The 16,403-nt window shown below is 60.4% G+C and carries 10 protein-coding genes; 3 read left to right on the top strand and 7 right to left on the bottom strand.

What is annotated here, in order from left to right; all coding sequences use genetic code 11:
• Positions 1-20 precede the first annotated feature (20 nt).
• The 7 genes from hmsP to bcsR form a co-directional block, all read right to left on the bottom strand.
• Positions 21-2,027 carry a biofilm formation regulator HmsP gene (hmsP, locus tag HCK03_RS01075; RefSeq protein ID WP_041143122.1) on the bottom strand — a complete coding sequence of 669 codons (2,007 nt, stop codon included), beginning with the start codon at positions 2,025-2,027 and terminating at the stop codon, positions 21-23.
• Between the two features lie 285 nt (positions 2,028-2,312).
• Positions 2,313-5,792, bottom strand: coding sequence for a cellulose synthase complex outer membrane protein BcsC (bcsC, locus tag HCK03_RS01070; RefSeq protein ID WP_167691035.1), 3,480 nt, complete (start codon positions 5,790-5,792; stop codon positions 2,313-2,315).
• Positions 5,774-6,883, bottom strand: a complete 1,110-nt coding sequence (gene bcsZ, locus HCK03_RS01065; RefSeq protein WP_185019743.1) for a cellulose synthase complex periplasmic endoglucanase BcsZ — start codon at positions 6,881-6,883, stop codon at positions 5,774-5,776. Before bcsZ ends, bcsC begins: the two co-directional genes overlap by 19 nt.
• A gap of 3 nt (positions 6,884-6,886) precedes the next feature.
• Positions 6,887-9,232, bottom strand: coding sequence for a cellulose biosynthesis cyclic di-GMP-binding regulatory protein BcsB (gene bcsB, locus HCK03_RS01060; protein ID WP_143717621.1), 2,346 nt, complete (start codon positions 9,230-9,232; stop codon positions 6,887-6,889).
• 10 nt (positions 9,233-9,242) lie between these two features.
• Positions 9,243-11,861 (bottom strand): UDP-forming cellulose synthase catalytic subunit, encoded by a 2,619-nt coding sequence (bcsA, locus tag HCK03_RS01055; protein WP_041143126.1) that lies wholly within the window; start codon positions 11,859-11,861, stop codon positions 9,243-9,245.
• Positions 11,858-12,598, bottom strand: coding sequence for a cellulose biosynthesis protein BcsQ (gene bcsQ / locus HCK03_RS01050; protein ID WP_123552502.1), 741 nt, complete (start codon positions 12,596-12,598; stop codon positions 11,858-11,860). The genes bcsA and bcsQ overlap by 4 nt, the downstream gene beginning before the upstream one ends.
• An 18-nt stretch (positions 12,599-12,616) precedes the next feature.
• Entirely contained in the window at positions 12,617-12,805 is a 189-nt protein-coding gene (gene bcsR, locus HCK03_RS01045) for a cellulose biosynthesis protein BcsR (protein ID WP_071844861.1), read from the bottom strand.
• Positions 12,806-12,973: 168 nt separating this feature from the next.
• Between bcsR and bcsE the strand changes: the two genes are divergently transcribed.
• Genes bcsE through bcsG form a run of 3 tightly spaced genes read left to right on the top strand, consistent with a single transcriptional unit; the run spans position 12,974 to position 16,400 of the window.
• The gene (bcsE, locus tag HCK03_RS01040; RefSeq protein ID WP_041143128.1) at positions 12,974-14,530 is read left to right on the top strand and encodes a cellulose biosynthesis protein BcsE; all 1,557 of its coding nucleotides are present in this window, start codon (positions 12,974-12,976) and stop codon (positions 14,528-14,530) included.
• On the top strand, positions 14,527-14,724 hold the full coding sequence (gene bcsF, locus HCK03_RS01035; RefSeq protein ID WP_041143129.1) for a cellulose biosynthesis protein BcsF: 198 nt from the start codon (positions 14,527-14,529) through the stop codon (positions 14,722-14,724). Before bcsE ends, bcsF begins: the two co-directional genes overlap by 4 nt.
• Positions 14,721-16,400, top strand: a complete 1,680-nt coding sequence (gene bcsG, locus HCK03_RS01030) for a cellulose biosynthesis protein BcsG (RefSeq protein WP_041143130.1) — start codon at positions 14,721-14,723, stop codon at positions 16,398-16,400. Before bcsF ends, bcsG begins: the two co-directional genes overlap by 4 nt.
• Positions 16,401-16,403: the final 3 nt, after the last annotated feature.

Here is a 16,403-nt window from a genome sequence, read left to right as displayed (position 1 = left end):
TCGCACAAGTCAGCCTCCCGTTACAGGCTTGCACCCTCTTCATTCACCGGCAAAAACTGCGCCGCAAACGCCTCCTGCGGTAAAGCGCAACCGAAGAGGTAGCCCTGGCCGATATCGACGCCGGCTTCCTGCAGCCACCGGTGCTGCTCCTCTCTCTCAACGCCTTCCGCCACAATGCGCAGGTTAAGGCCGCGCGCCAGCTGAATAATCGCCGGCACCATGCTGGTATCTTCGGGCAGCATATCGATGAAGGCCTTATCGATTTTCAGGATATCGACCGGCAGCGACTTCATATGCTGGAGCTGGCGCAACCCGGCGTAACCCATGCCAAAATCATCGAGGGCGATGCGCACCCCGGCCTCGCGCAGCGGGCGCAGCAGGGAGACGACCATCCGCGGATCGTCCAGCCGGCGGCTTTCGGTAATTTCGATAATCAGCGTGCCCGGCGCAATGCGATAGCGCGACAGCAGGGTCAGCATCTCCGTTCCCCGGTCGTGATGCAGCAGCTGCAGCAGCGACACGTTCACCGATAGCGGCAGCATAATGCCCTGGCTTTGCCATGCCGCAAGCTGGCGACAGGCCTCTTCCATCACCCAGTAGCCGACCGGGACAATCAGCCCGCAGGCCTCAATGCGTTCAATCAGATCCGGCGGCAGCAGCCAGCTGCCATCCTCCTGGCGCTGGCGCAGCAGAACCTCCGCGCCGCACACTTCGCCGCTGGCGATATTCACCTGCGGCTGCAGCCAGATGGCGAAACGCTGATTATCCAGCGCCGCCAGAATATCGTGCTCTTCCATCAGCCGGCGCTGGGCCTTCTCCATCTGCAGCGGATCGAAGAACTCAATCTGGTTTTTACCTTTGCGCCGCGCGGCGACGGCAGCGGAAACCGCGCGTCGGTAGAGCTGCTCCGCGCTCAGCTCGCCGTTAAACATCGCAATTCCGACGCTGGCGCAGGGGCGAAGCTGGATACCGTGCAGCGGCAGACGCTCGCTGATTGCAGTGAGCACTTGCTTACTTAACGTCACCGCTTGCCAGGGCTCGGTAATGCCGTTGGCCAGAATCGCAAAGTCATAGCCGCTGACCTGCGCCAGCACCATGCGCGAGGGGATGATTGACCGCAGCTTTTCCACCAGCGTCAGCAGCAGTATTTCGCGCTGGGCCTCCTTCAGGACGCCGGCGGTGTCCTGCAGCGTTTCGCAGGCGACCACCAGCAGCGCCGAGGTTTGCGGGCGGGCCACCGCCTGCTCGAGCAGCGCCATCAGGAAGGCCTTATTCGGCAGGTCGGAGACCGGGAAGCGGGTGGACTGTAAAGAGAGCTCATCGTACCGGCGCAGCAGGGTTTGCTGGTTGCGATTGTAGCTGCGCACCAGCATGCCTATCTCATCATCGTGATGCAGCCGCGGCAGGGTCAGCTGATGCCCGAGACGCTCCTGCTGCGGAACGTCGTTAAGTTCACGCGCCACCTTACGCAGCGGACGGACGATCAGCCGGTTGATGCACCAGGTGATCGACACCGTCAGAACCAGCACCAGCAGAAAGTAAGCAGTCACTAACGTTGAAAGCGTGCTCATCACGAATTTATACATCCGGTATGAGTCGGCCTGCAGCACCAGATAGGCAAGCGGCTGCGGGTTCGCGGGGCGTTCCTGGGAGTAGATCGGCAGCGATATCTGTACCGGCAGCTCAAACATGCGGGTAATCATCACCGGAACCGGGCGCTCGGGAATAAAGCGCATCCGCAGCGCCTGGAACTGGTTCGGCAGCACCACGTCCGCCCGGCTGACGATGCCGGCGGGCTGGATACGACCGAGAATGGCTTCCGCCTCAGGAATATCCGCCTTCAGGATCGCCGCAGAGAGCGGCTCGCGAACGGAACGGGCGATGCTTTCTAACTGCGTGGCCGTAGTAAAGCGACTCTGTTGCACAAAGTGAAAGAGTAAAATAGAGCAAAAGACCAATACAAATGCCATGGACACGCTTGCGACCATCGCCATCTGTTTAATTGTAAGTGAGCGGCTGACGCGCAACTGTGTTCTCCACTGATACTGAATACTGTCCGGATTTCGTCCTTCAACGCCGGTATTTTGCGGCTGATTGTCTCTGCGAAATAGCGCGCAAACGCCCGACAGAGAGCGCCAAACGGATCGCCAGGACGGGTACCAGGCACCGCCCTCGGGCTTGCGGACACGCCGGGCCGGCGTCGCGATTAGCGCAGCGCGAACGGGGAGATACCCCCCGCGGCGCGAAGTACGACGAGTATACGCGAACACGGGGGTGGAGTGACGGTTGATCGCGTAATTCAGCCTATTCTGCTACCAATCAGCGTAGGGAACCAGCGGCTGCGGCGGCATATTCATATCGCCCTGCCAGCCGGAGGCCGAGTAGCGAACGTAGAGCAGCGCGTGGCTCGGGGTGTAATCCTTGGCCTGCTGGATATCAACCGCCGCGCCCACGAACCAGTTGCCGGTCACCCGCCGTTCGACCAGCGCCCGGGCGGTATAGCCGAAGCCCTGGCTGCTGCTGCCCTCCTCGCTAAGCTGGCTGGCATCGGCGCGATACTCAGAGGGAATGAGGTTCAGCAGCGGATAGCGCGCCTGGGTTTTCGTCCGCGAGTGTGACCAGGAGACGGAGCCGCCAAGCTCCCACGACCAGTTTTCGGTACGCTGACGCCAGGTCACCGGCACCGCGAAAGAGACGTACTCCTGCGGGCTATAGTAACCGCCCTGTCCCAGAGTATAGCCGCTGAGATCCTTGTCATAGTGCCAGAGCATATTGCTCAGGCCGACCGTCACGCGGCGGTTATCCTCGTTGATAACTTTATAGTAGTAGCCGGTCATCCAGCGCACGCGCCAGTTGTCGGCGACGTTTTTGCCGGTGAGCTGGTCGGCTCCCAGCGAAGACCAGACGCCGTTGGCTTCCCCTTTGTCGTAGCTCAGGCTGATGCCGCCGCCGTCGGCGCGCACCCCGCCCCAGGTTTTACCGGTATGGCTGGGGCTGTCCTTCTGCCCGCCAAACGCCAGCAGGGAGCTGGAAATCGGCCGACGGTGCAGATTGAGGGTGTAGCCCAGCGGGCCAAGATCGTCGCTGTAGCTCAGACCGCCGACGACATCGACGACGTTAAAGCCCATCGGCGTGGTGCCGATGTCGCCGCTCCAGGTGTCGTTCTTCCACCCGACCGCCACGCTCGCCCCGCCGTCGCTCTGGTGAAGGCTACCGTTGGTGCAGGCAATCTCTCCGCAGGTGCCCCAGCTCGGCGAATAGCTGCCGTCGCTGTTGGTTGAGAAGCTGCCGGCGTTCATATTGACCAAATCGGTGCGGAAGAACATCCGGCCGTCGGCCAGCGGCGCATCCACGTGCAGCATCGTCGTTTGGGCTTTTAAATCGGAATAGCCGCCGGTACCGCTGGACCCCCAGTAATCATGCTCCAGCGTGACGTTAAGATCCTGCTGACGATAAAGATCCGCCGCGTCGCTGCGGATCCCACGCTTAAGCCAGTCATCCTTCGCGTCGTTGCGGGTGAGGCGGGTGAAGGCGTCGTTATCCTGCGGACGGGCCGTGGCAACGCCAGCGGCCACCATCGCGTCTTTATAGCTTTCCAGCGCCTGCTGCGGCTGGCCGTTTTGTGCCTGAAACCGCGCCGCATCGCGCAGCACCAGCGCGCTCTCCATCGACGGCGGCTGCGCTTTCGCCTGGGTGGTGATACGGCTAAAGATCTGCTGCGCCTGCGCCGCGTTGCCCAGTCCGGCCTCGGCCAGCGCCACTCGCCGCTGCATATTGATCGATTCGGCGTCCTCGCCCTTCAGCTGCGCGACCTGCGCGCGGGCGGCGTTTTTGTCGCCCTCGGCAAGGTAGACTTCCGCCAGCCCCAGGCGCGCGTCGCCGTTGTTGGCCTCTTTGCTCAACGCCGCGTTGTACTGGAGGATCGCCGTCTGCGCGTCGCCGCGCTGCTGCGCCCAGTCGGCGAGGGTCAGATCGTAGCGCACCGACGCGGGCTGCTGCTTAATCAGCGCAATCGCCTGCTCTTCCTCGCCCGCCTCGCGCAGCCCGTTGGCCTGACGCAGAATATTGTCGCTCTGCAGGCGCGCCTCAAGCTCGCGAATATTATCGCTCCACTGGCTACGCGGCAGCGCGTTAATCTGCGCTAGGGCCATATCGTCCTGGTCGTTGCCGGATAAATAAAGGCCCCAGGCGTAGACCCGATCGGCGTCGCCGGGCTTACGATTGACCATCGTGCGCATCAGCGTATCCGCCTCGGCCCGCTCGCCTGCGCTCACTAAATCTCGCGACAGCCGGTAGGTTATCCAGACGCTATCGGGGTCGAGCGCCAGACGGCGACGCTGCACTTCCGCAGCCTGCGCCCAGTTGCCCTGGCTCTCCAGCGCTTCAGCCTGCTTTTCCAGACGTTCGTTCGCCAGGCTGCGCTCAATATCGTCAATGCTGCGCCGCTGGGACGGCGTCAGCCCGGCGATAAAGGCGCTGGCTTTCTCCGCCGACTCCGCACGATAGAGGTTCGCCAGCCCGCGTACCGCCAGGCTGTTGTCGCGATCCATGCGCAGCGCGCGTTGATAGTAGCTCTGCGCCGCGGCGCTCTCTTTACGCGCGGCGGCCACGTCGCCGAGGCCAAGGACCGCGTAGCTGTCGGTGCTATCCACCCGTTGCGCCTGCGCGTAGGCGCTTTGCGCCTGCGCCAGCTGCCCGGCCTTCAGCGCGCTGTCGCCCTGCTTAATCAGCAGCCAGTAGCGGTTGGTCTGCAGCAGGCTGCGCCATTTGTCGCGATTCGGGCTATCCGGGTCCATGGCGAGCGCTTTATTCAGCTGCGCCACGGCGCGGGCGCGATCCCCGCGCTGCGAATAGGCCTGGCCCAGCGCGCCCACGGCGTCGCTGTCCCTGGCATCCGCGCGGACGGCCTGCTGTAAATCCGCCACCGCCTGACCCGGCTTATCGCTTTTAACCGCCGCCAGCCCTTCGGAGCGGGCGAGGAAGGTCGGGTCTTTGAGCTGCCCCTGCTGCTGCTCGAGCAGCACCCGGGCATTGGCCGCCGATTCGCCGGTGGCGAAGAGCAGCAGAAAGCGCTGAAGCGCCTGCACGCTGGCGCGGCTGACCGGCATATCTTTTATTTTGTCGAACCATATCGAGGCGGCGGTGCTGCGCCCGGCGGCCGAGCGCGACATCTGCTCTAGCCAAGCGAATCCTTCATCCGGCTTATTGTCGGCAAACATCAGCTTAGCCAGCTCGGTTTGCAGGGCAACGTTGCCCGGCGATCTGGCGTTAATTTTTTTCAGCTCAAGGACGGCTTCGTTATGCCGGGCCGGCAGCCGCGCGACCAGCGACCAATACTCAATGGCGAGCGTTTCGTCCGGAGGGGGGCCGTTGAACAGCTTTTCAAATGCGGCCACGCCCTCTTCTACATGCCCCGACACGCCCAGCAGGCGCGCCTGCTGCAGCGCCTGGCGCCCGTCGCCGGTGCTGAGGTTCATTTCGCTGCGCGAGGATTTCAGGGCGGTCGAGTCCGGAGCCAGCTTCGACAGGCGATCGAGCTGTTTCTTTGCGCCATCGGTATCGCCCTGGCGCAGCAGATAGCGCATCCGCGCGGAGATAACGTCCGGGTTATTCGGGTCAATCAGCTCCAGCCGGTACAGCGATTGACGCACCAGATCTTCACGATTGCTCGCTTCCCCCAGCCGCACCTGTTCCAGCAGATGGTCCTGAGCAGGCGTGGTCGCGGCCTGCGCCAGCGGCAGAAGCGCAGCCCCCAGGGCCAGGGTGATAAACGTTAGTGAGAACTTGCGCATTCCTGGTTCCAGTCAGGTTGTAATTCGCCATCGGCGGTAAAGCGAAAACGATGTTGATCCCATCCCTGGCCAAAAAGGGTCAGGACCGCGCTGTAGTACGCGTCCGCGCCGGGATAGTTGTCGCTGACGCGCTGGCGCTGAACGGCCCGGGCATCCTCATTTTGTAAGAACGGCAGCAGCGCGGCCGAGAAGCCCACCGGGCCATTTCCTGCGGTCTTCGCGGTGGCGATATTCACCTTTTCCGGCGGCAGGCCCTGGCTGATGGTCTGCTGCGCCATCGGTTTAAAATGCGCCAGCAGGCGCGTCTTCTGCTTATCGCCGTCGTTGAGCATGCCGACCCACAGATAGACGCGGATCGCGTCGTAGCTGCCGATAATCGGTTTATCCGCCTTCAGCTCCCAGCCCTTACCTTTCTCGTAGCGTACCCAGTCAGGGGAGAAGCCCTTGGGCGCCGTCTCCAGCAGCAGGCGGATATTGCCATCGCGCAGCTTCGGCCACGGGGCGCCGTAGCGGACAAAATAGTTCGCCAGCTGCGGCGGGAGGTAGCTGGGGTTAAAGCGCCAGCCCTTATCGTCAGCAAAGCCGACCTTCCCCGGCAGCACCATCGGCCCCAGCCCCGGCACGTCCGCCACCTCTTCTTGCGCAATCCGCGACAGCAGCGCTTTACCCGTCTCAACGTACTGCGGCATCTGCCACAGGCGCCCGGCTTCCAGCAGCGACCAGGCTATCCACAGGTCCGAATCGGAGGCCGAGTTGCTGTCCAGCATCGTCCACTCGCTGTCGCTCTTTTTGCCCCACAGCCAGCCGGGCAGGCGCGCGCGCAGGTCGCCCTCGGCGAGGTTGTTTTGCGTCCACTGCAGCAGCTTGCCGAACGCATCGCGATCGTTGGCCGCCAGGGCAAAGAACAGGCCGTAGCTCTGCCCTTCCGAAGTGGTGATTTTTCGCGGATCGCTGGGGTCAACGACGCGCCCTTCGGCGCTGACGTACTCTTTCCTGAACTGATCCCAGGCCGGCCACCGGCAGGCGGCGCTGACCTGCGCCGCCGCCAGCACCAATAGCAATGTCACCCCTGTGCGTAGCGCATTCATCATGGATTACTCGTCATCCAGGTGCAGGCGACGACGGCTGACGATACGCAGCATCCGCCACAGTACCCACGCCAGCAGCACGATGCTGACCGCCGCCAGAATAGCCAGCAGCACCGGATGGCTGGAGAGCGCAAACCAGATGCGTTCAAACCACGGCAGATGCCCGACATAATAGACATCGCCCACCCGCAGGCTGTTGACGCCGGATTCACGCACCACCACCGCCGAGCCGAACATCGCCGCTCGTTTACCGCTGTCGTTCAGCGCATCGTTGAGCAGTTCGTTGCCGCGTGTGCTGTCCGCCAGCAGCGCCACGACGCTGCGCTGGTCGTGATACGGCGACTGGAAGCCAATAATGGCCGCCATCGGTCCGGAAGAGGTGATGTCCGCGCGCGTGTTCGGCGTCCGGGCTTCATCGTCGGGATAAATGCTCGGCAGCTCGTAGTGGCGCATCGGCATTTTCACCCAGCTTTTCGTCGCTTCAACCAGCAGGTTAATCTGCGTATCGTCCTTCAGCGCAGGTGGAATCGAGCCGATCAGCAGCAGGTCGGCGTCTTTGCCCTTAACCTGGCTGCCGTCATCGGTAATCTGGATATTGATCGCCGCCAGGCCGGTCTGAGCGCTGATGCCGCCAACGGACTCCAGCAGGGTGGCAACCTGGCCCTCGGTCGGGGTTTTCGGCACCACCACCAGGGTTTCGGCGAGATCGGCCATCCGGCTATACGGGAAGCCCGAGTTGGCAAAGACCCGCAGGTCCGGCATGGTGATAAAGTGGTAATACTTCGAGAAATCAATCGTCGAGTCGTCGCCGATCACCACGTGGTTCTGTACCGGCTGGAAGGTAATACAGTTATCAATTGAGCCGCCCGGCATCGGGTTCATGTACTGGAAATCAAAGCGCAGCTGGTTCATGGCGCCCAGGCGCAGCGCCGGAATCGTCACCGCAGAGTTACCGTCCAGCAGCCCCTGCAGCACCGGCAGGCGGAGTATCAGCTTGTTAACGTCCTGAGAGCTGTTGAGGCTGAACGACTGCAGGAACTGGTCGTTCAGGCTGATATCCATGCGCGAGCTATCTTTGACCGGCGGCATGGTGTAGCGATATTTCAGATCCATATCGATGCCGTTGGCGCGCAGCAGATAGAGATCCGGCGGCAGGTTGAGCGCCACGTTAATCGAGTCCGGCACCAGTCCGCTGGACTGCAGCTGCTGTTCGTAGGTCTTCAGCTCCGCAAAGGTCACCGCGCGATCGGTCCGCACCCAGTTTGGCGCATCGTAAGGTTTGCGCGCCTGCAGCTGCTTAACGTCGTCCACCACCACGCTGTTACCGCGGAACAGGATATTGCCCTGCGCAATGCCCTTCGCCGCCAGCAGCAGATCCTTATCGTCACGACCCAGCACCACCAGCAGCTTGACGTACGGGTTGTCCGGGTGGTCAATCATTTCGATGGTCGGCGCGTTCACCGGCGGATGCTCGCGCAGGAAATCCGGGCGCCTGTCGTTGGTGGCAAAAACGATGGCGTTGCGATCCGGCAGCGCGTTGAAATAGACCGGGAACTGCTGACCGCGCCAGCCGGCCTTGCTGCCAAACCAGGAGGCGACAATCGCCGCCGCCTGCTGCTGCTGCCCGTCTGGGGCGGAGGCGAAAACCATCGGCAGGTTCAGCGGGCGGTTATCCCGGGAGTCGTAGAACGGCACCGGGAAATGGGAGAGATCGTTGCGCACCTTCAGCGACTGATAGGTCAGGTCCAGGTTGCTGTCGCGCCCGATGTCCAGCCACAGCGTGCTGCTGGCCGGGTTCTCACAAACGTCGCGATAGTGGCCGACAAACTCGAGGCGCACGCGGTTAAAGTCGGTGATGTACAGCGGATCGATAGGGATCTGCGCTTTAACCTTTTTACCCAGTTGCTCTTTGGTGACCGGCAGAACGCCCATCAGCTCATCGTTGAGGTAGACCTTCAGCTGCGACTGTACCGGCAGCAGCGACGGCGACGGCGTATAGTCGAGATTCAGCAGCGCCTTAGCCACCACCTCGTCGCTGCGCATGCCGAATTCCACCGAGCCATCGGGACGCGCGCCGCGCAGCACCATGCTGCCAGGCGCCGGGGCGATTTTAGCAAAGCTCAGCTTGACGTCGCGGGTCGGGACATTTTCCACCACCACCACCGGCGCGGCCGGGTCAACGACGTTCGCCGTCGGCTGGTCTTGCGCAAGAGTAGGTTCAGGGGCGGTTAGCGGCGCGGCAGCGGTCGGTGCCGCAGTAATGGCCGCCGTTGGTTCCGGGTAAGACGCGAAGGGGTACCAGCCAGCCATTCCCACCGCCACTGCACAAATCAAGGAGAGTTTTCTTTTCATCGCATTATCATCATTGTTGAGCCATTTCTGGTTCCGAAGTTAGTATCGCCGCGGCGCGTTCGGGACGACGGGGAATAAACGAGACTATCCAGGCAACCAGCAGGGTAAGCGAGCGGAAAATAACCTTCACCGACGGCGGGGAGAACTCCGCCAGGTGACGATATCCACGGAACCCCAGTTTCAGGATATCCAGCAGGCTTTCCATCGGTTTATCTTCCGGGAAGCTATCCTGCCAAAGCGCCCACGTATCGGCGCGGGCAAACGTACACTGCACAAAATCGATATGCTGCTTATTGGTCAACGGCAGCAGCTGCAGGCCGACTTCACTGTCGTTCACGCGGGCTACCCGCGTCGGGAAGACGTACTCCTGCTGCCCGCGTTTGAGCAACAGGTTGACCTTCTGCCCTTCCAGGACCTGCGCTTTGCCGTGAATTTTGATCCCTATCCCACCGTCAGAATAGTCGTGGACGGTGCAGGAGAAGAGGTGGCCATCTTCGCGGGCAATCGCCGCCGGCATGTTCATTTCCACGCGGTGCGAGCGGCGGACCTGCTTGCTTTCCACCGACACCGCCACCGCGCCGCCGAGAATAATCAGGTTATAAAACACCCACACAATGCTGACCCACACGGTCAATATTTCGTTTTCCGGGCCGTAGAAGTGACGCCAGATGCCGACCGCGACGCCAACCAGGTTAAGCAGCACGAGGTAGATGTAGGGACGAGAGATAACCCAGTCGACGTACTCGTCCTCTACCAGACCGCCCTTCGCGGTAACGTTGAACTTGCCCTTATGCGGGTTAATCAGCGCGACGAAGGTCGGCGGCGCAATGTACCAGGCCAGCACCGTTTCGTAGATTTCACTCCAGAAGGAGTGGCGATATTTACCCTGAATCTTCGAGTTGGTCAGGCTGGCGTGAATCATATGCGGCAGCACAAAGAGCGCGATCATCAGCGCGGGCGCATAGATGATATAGGCGTGCAGCAGTAAAAAGGCCAGCGGCGCGGTCAGGAAGATCAGCCGCGGAATACCGGACAGGAAGTGCATCATCGCATTGACGTAGCACAGCCGCTGCGCCAGCTTCAGCCCTTTACCGAACAGCGGGTTGTCGAGACGGAAAATCTGCACCATCCCGCGCGCCCAGCGGATACGCTGGCCGATATGCGCCGACAGGCTTTCGGTCGCCAGGCCGGCAGCCTGCGGAATACGCATATAGGCGGAGGTATGGCCCCGGCGGTGCAGGCGCAGGGAGGTGTGCGCATCTTCGGTCACCGTTTCGACGGCAATACCGCCGATCTCATCCAGCGGGCCGCGGCGGATCACCGCGCAGGAGCCGCAGAAGAAGGTGGCGTCCCACATATCGTTGCCGTCCTGCACGAGGCCATAAAACAGGGTGCCCTCGTTCGGTGTTTTACGAAAACGCCCGAGGTTGCGTTCAAACGGGTCCGGGGAGAAAAAGTGGTGCGGCGTCTGCATCATCGCCAGCTTTTTCTCTTTCAGGAACCAGCCCATGGTCATCTGCAGGAATGAGCGCGTCGGAACGTGGTCGCAGTCAAAAATAGAGACGAACTCGGCCCTGGCATACTTCAGCGCGTTGTTGATATTGCCTGCCTTCGCGTGCTCGTGCGTCTCACGGGCGATGTAGTGCACCCCCACGTCTTTGGCAAACTGGCGAAACTCTTCCCGCCCGCCGTCATCGAGGATCCAGATATTCAGCTTGTCCTTCGGCCAGTCGATGCCCTGAGAGGCGTAAATGGTGTTTTTCACCACGCTGAGGTCTTCGTTATAGGTCGGCACAAAAATATCGACCGTCGGCCACTCGGCCATATCTTTGGGCAGCGGCACCGGCTGACGGTTGAGCGGCCAGATTACCTGGAAATACCCCAGCACCAGCACCAGCCAGGCGTAGGTTTCAGCAAACAGCAGCACCAGCCCGCACACCAGGCTGACGGGATCGTCCCAGTTCAGCGTCGAGGTATAGCGCCACCAGATATAGCGACAGGAGACGGTGAGCGAGAGCACGATGAGCATCAGCGCCGAGAAGCGCCCCGGAATGCGCCGCACCAGCAGCGCCACGCCCCACAGCAGCAGCAGGAAGATAAACTGTGAAATCGGGTTAAACGGCTGGGTGATGCAGAGCAGCGCCAGGATCAGCGAGAAAAAAACCACCACGCTGAGGATCGCCTTACGCAGCTTTGGATTGAGATGCGCCAGCTCTTTGTATTTATCCAGATGACCGGTGCGGGTGTTCACCCGTTCGGGGAGCCGGTCCATCCACTGGGCATAGCGGCCGTGCACGCCTTCAAGGGCCACCAGCGAGCGCCAGTTGACCTTTTTCTCAGGCTCGGGCACCCGCGTCACCAGCAGCCACACCGACTGCAGCAGGTAGCGCAGCGGATCGAGCGGCCGCGGCCGATGGGGATTAATATGCGGGAAATAGTCGCCGTGCCTGGTGAGGATCGCCTGCCAGCGCGGCGTTTCCAGCGGTATCAGCGCCCACGCCAGCGCCGCCCACAGGCAGCCCAGCGTCGCCGATAGCCACGAGGCGCCGTGCTGGCGATAGTCGCCGTAGCGTTCGCTCAGGCGTTCGGCAACCGGAGGAGCCAGCAGCAGCGTGCTCAGGCGCATCATTGCGCCTCCCGGTCGGAGGAGTAGTGCAGCAGGCACCAGTTGGCAAGGGTCAGGATCTCTTCTGCCGCCAGAGAGTCCTGCCGATACTCACCCAGCGGCTGCTTCGCCGCCAGGCACTCCGCCATCGCCTCATCGCGATGGATGGCGATCGGCAGAATGCGCCGCTGGCTCTCCAGCCAGAGCTGATATAAATCTTCCTGCAGCTGGCTGCCCACCCGCAGATCGTTGATCAGAATATCGCGATTCGCCGCCAGCGCCTGCTGATGCAGGCGAATATGGCTGTTGCCGTCCGGATGCACCACCACCAGCGTACGGTCGCAGACGTCGAGCAGCGAGCGGGTCAGCGGGGAAAAATCGGCGGGTAAATCGAGCAGCACCCAGCGACGATCGCCCTGCTGGCCGAGCTGCTGCACGATAGCGGCCAGGGGATCCAGCGTCGGGTAGAGCCTGTCGAGATGTTCTCTTTCACCCGGCGTCAGCTGACCAAAGGGCAAAATATCAATATGGGAGGTGTAGCGCATACCGGCATCGCGCCAGTCGCCGCCGTCAATTAAGGAGCGCGCCCAACCTTCACGATGGTCGGCATCGACGTTGAAAAAAAAGCGCAGCATGTTATCCGGACTGGCATCAACCACCAGTACCGTTTCCCCCAGCAGCTGTAGCGCCCAGGCGAGCGACGCGGCAATCGACGTTGTGCCCACGCCGCCACGGATGCCCTGTAATCCAAGAATAGCCATCGACGGCGTCCTTACTTTTTACTTTTTTTCTGCTAATTCTGCCAGTAGTGGCCAGCGTTTCAGCGCCGCAGCTAGCTGCTCGCGTCGGGAAATGTCGTGGTAATCAATTTCAGGCAGGGAAAATGCCCGGCTTAACGCCAGGAAATCATTTTGAAAGGTATAACCCAGCGTTGCATCTGAGGGCACTACAGGCTCTTTTCCTGGCATTTCTCTGTCCATTCAAACAACACATAAATAATAACCGAAGTGTACCGGGCTCATTCTTAAATTGCTCTATATGCTAAGACCGATGCTCTTTAATTTCAATGTTAGGTTTACTCTGCCGCTTTCGCTAGTAAACTAATCCAGTGTAAATCAGGGCTGGTGAGGGGCGTCGTGGATATCGTATATACTTTGGGTATTTCGTCATTATGGGACGAGGTCAGCCATATGCCCGTTGGCGGGGTATGGTGGCTCAACGTTGACCGCTATGTTGATGCGGTAAGTCTGCTCAACCATACGCTGGCCGCGCAGGCTAAAGACGGCAAGGTTGCAGCGATCGTAATGGGTGAGAAACCAAGTAAAATCATTTCATTAGATAATCACAACGGCCCGGAAAAAATCGTGTTATTTACCCTACCGAACCTCACGGAAGGGTTAGAAGAAATGCATCGTGATTTACTCTGTTCGCTTGAACCTGGCAATTATCTATTTATTCTGCTATGCGCTGAAAATGCCTGGCAAAATATTAAAAGTGAACAATTATGCAAATGGGTAGAAAAGTCATCGCGATGGGCCAAATACCACAATTGTGCCTTATTAGTACTTAATTCGGGTAATGATAATGATAAGCAGCTGTCTCCGCTATTATATCAGTATCGTTCTCTTTCTGGTCTCGCCAGCATCCGCTATCAGGGCGATAACTTCCTGTTTGATATTGCCTGGTGGGGCAGTGAAAAGGGAATGAGCGCGCAGCAGCAGCTGGTTGTTTTACAAGACCAGGCCGGATGGCGGCTGGCGCAGGAAGAAGAAACAATCGTCCAGCCGCGCAGCGATGAAAAGATCGTATTAAGCAATTTACGCGTCCTTGAGGGTGCCCCGGCGCTGTCGGAATACTGGACGCTGTTTGATACCAACGACGCCGTGTTTAATGCCGCCAGAACGGCGCAGGCGGCAACCCTGCTGTTCAGCGTAACGCAAAATGTACAGATCGAGCAGCTGGGGCGCCATATTCATACCCTGCGCCGCCAGCGCGGAAGTGCATTAAAAATCATTGTCCGCGAACAGACTCCCTGCCTGCGCGCTACCGATGAACGACTGCTACTCAGTAGCGGCGCTAATATGGTCATCCCCAGCGGCGCGCCGCTGTCGCGCTGCCTGACGCTCATTGAGAGCGTTCAGAAACAGAAATTTAGCCGCCATATTCCGGAAGACTTCGCCACCCTTATAGCCTGGAGCCAGCCGCTCAAGCTGCGCGGCTATCAGAAGTGGGACGACTTTTGCTCCGCGGTCTATAACATCATGGCCAACACCATGCTGCCTGCGGACAGCAAAGGCGTGATGGTTGCGCTACGTCCGGCGCCGGGCCTGCGCGTTGAGCAGGCGCTGACGCTCTGCAAGCCCAACCGCATGGGCGATATCATGACCATCGGCAACAACCGGCTGGTGCTGTTTCTCTCATTTTGTCGCGTCAACGATCTGGATACGGCGCTGAACCATATTTTCCCGCTTCCTACCGGTGACATATTCTCTAACCGCATGATTTGGTTTGAAGATAAACAAATCACCGCAGAAATCTTGCTGATGCGCGGCATCACGGCGGATAAATGGAACACGCCGCTGCCCATTACGGTAGGCAAAAACGAGGCGATCAACGCCACCCACGACGGGCGCAGCTGGCGCCGGATACCCGAGCCGCACCGGCTGTCCACCGACGTGGAGCAAAAGTCATGATGTCTCTTAGCGATATTATTCAGCTGGTGGTGCTCTGCGCGCTGCTGTTTTTCCCGTTAGGTTACCTTACGCGCCACTACCAGCGCCGTATCCGCACCACCTTACGATTGATGTTCTTTAAACCCCGTTACGTTAAACCGGCTGGCGTACTGCGCCGGGATGCGACGGCTAAGCAAGGCAAAGTGAATAAATGACCAATCCAAAAACTACCGCAACGCCGCTTCCGCTCTGGCAATACTGGCGCGGCCTTGCCGGGTGGAATTTCTACTTTCTGGTGAAGTTTGCTCTGCTGTGGGCGGGATATCTTAATTTCCACCCGATGCTTAACCTGGTGTTTCTCGCCTTTTTGCTGGTACCGCTGCCGAAATATAAGCTGCACCGCCTGCGCCACTGGGTGGCGATCCCGGTCGGTATCGCGCTGTTCTGGCACGACACCTGGCTGCCCGGCCCGGAGAGTATTTTCAGCCAGGGCTCCCAGCTTGCCGGCTTTAGCGCGGATTATATCTGGGACCTGGTGACCCGCTTTATTAACTGGAATATGGTCGGCGCCTTCTTTGTGCTGCTGGTCCTGTGGCTGTTTATCAGCCAGTGGCTGCGCGTCACGGTGCTGGTCTCGGCGATGATGATATGGCTCGCCGTCAGCCCGCTGCTCCCCTCCTTTACCCTGTGGCCAGCCGGCCAGCCGACGACGGCGGCGGCAACCACCGCGGTCATCACCGCCACCAACGCCGGGGGAACAGCGGCGGGCAGCGCTTCCGCTAACGGCGATATTCCGCCGCAGACCGAACCGCCGACTTCCGCCAACCTCACCAGCTGGCTGAATGCGTTCTATGCCTCGGAGCAGAAGCGTAAAACGCCGTTCCCGCAGCAGCTGCCGGCGGATGCCCAGCCGTTTGATCTGCTGGTGATTAATATCTGCTCCCTGTCATGGTCCGATATCGAAGCCGCCGGGCTGATGGACCATCCGCTGTGGAAGCACTTTGATATCGTGTTCAAAAACTTTAACTCGGCGACCTCCTACAGCGGCCCGGCGGCGGTTCGCCTGCTCCGCGCCAGCTGCGGCCAGCTGTCGCACTCCAACCTGTATCAGCCGTCGGGCAGCGAGTGCTACCTGTTTGAAAACCTGGCGAAGCTTGGCTTCAACCAGCAGCTGATGCTGGGCCACAACGGCCTGTTTGGCGACTTCCTGAAGGAGCTGCGCAGCCTGGGCGGCATGCAAAGCCCGCTGATGGACCAGAAAGGTCTGCCGGTCAGCCTGCAGGCCTTCGACGGCTCGCCGGTGTATGACGATCTGGCGACCCTGAACCGCTGGCTGGAAACGGAAGATAAGCAGGGCGATGCGCGCACCGCGACCTTCTACAACATTCTGCCGCTCCACGATGGCAACCACTTCCCGGGCCAGAGCAAAACGGCCGATTACAAGGTGCGCGCCCAGAAGCTCTTTGATGAACTGGACAACTTCTTTACCGGGCTGGAAAAGTCGGGCCGTAAAGTTATGGTGGTGGTGGTGCCGGAGCACGGCGGGGCGCTGAAGGGCGATAAAATGCAGGTCTCCGGCCTGCGCGATATCCCAAGCCCGTCAATTACTAACGTTCCGGCCGCGGTGAAGTTCTTCGGCATGAAGGAGCCGCGCCAGGGCGCGCCGCTGGTTATCGATCAGCCGAGCAGCTATCTGGCGATCTCTGAGCTGGTGGTTCGCGCCCTCGACGGCAAAATGTTTACCCAGGATAACGTGAACTGGCCGCAGTACACCGCCAACCTGCCGCAGAGCGCCGCGGTATCGGAGAACGCCAACGCCATCGTCATTCAGTATCAGGGGAAACCTTACGTACAGCTGAACGGCGGAAGCTGGGTTCCGTACCCGCAGTAAAAC

Origin of the sequence: Klebsiella terrigena (assembly GCF_012029655.1) — a bacterium.
Taxonomy (GTDB): Bacteria; Pseudomonadota; Gammaproteobacteria; order Enterobacterales; family Enterobacteriaceae; genus Klebsiella; species Klebsiella terrigena.
Note: the sequence above shows the minus strand (reverse complement) of the source record. Positions and strands in the feature narration are given on the sequence as shown.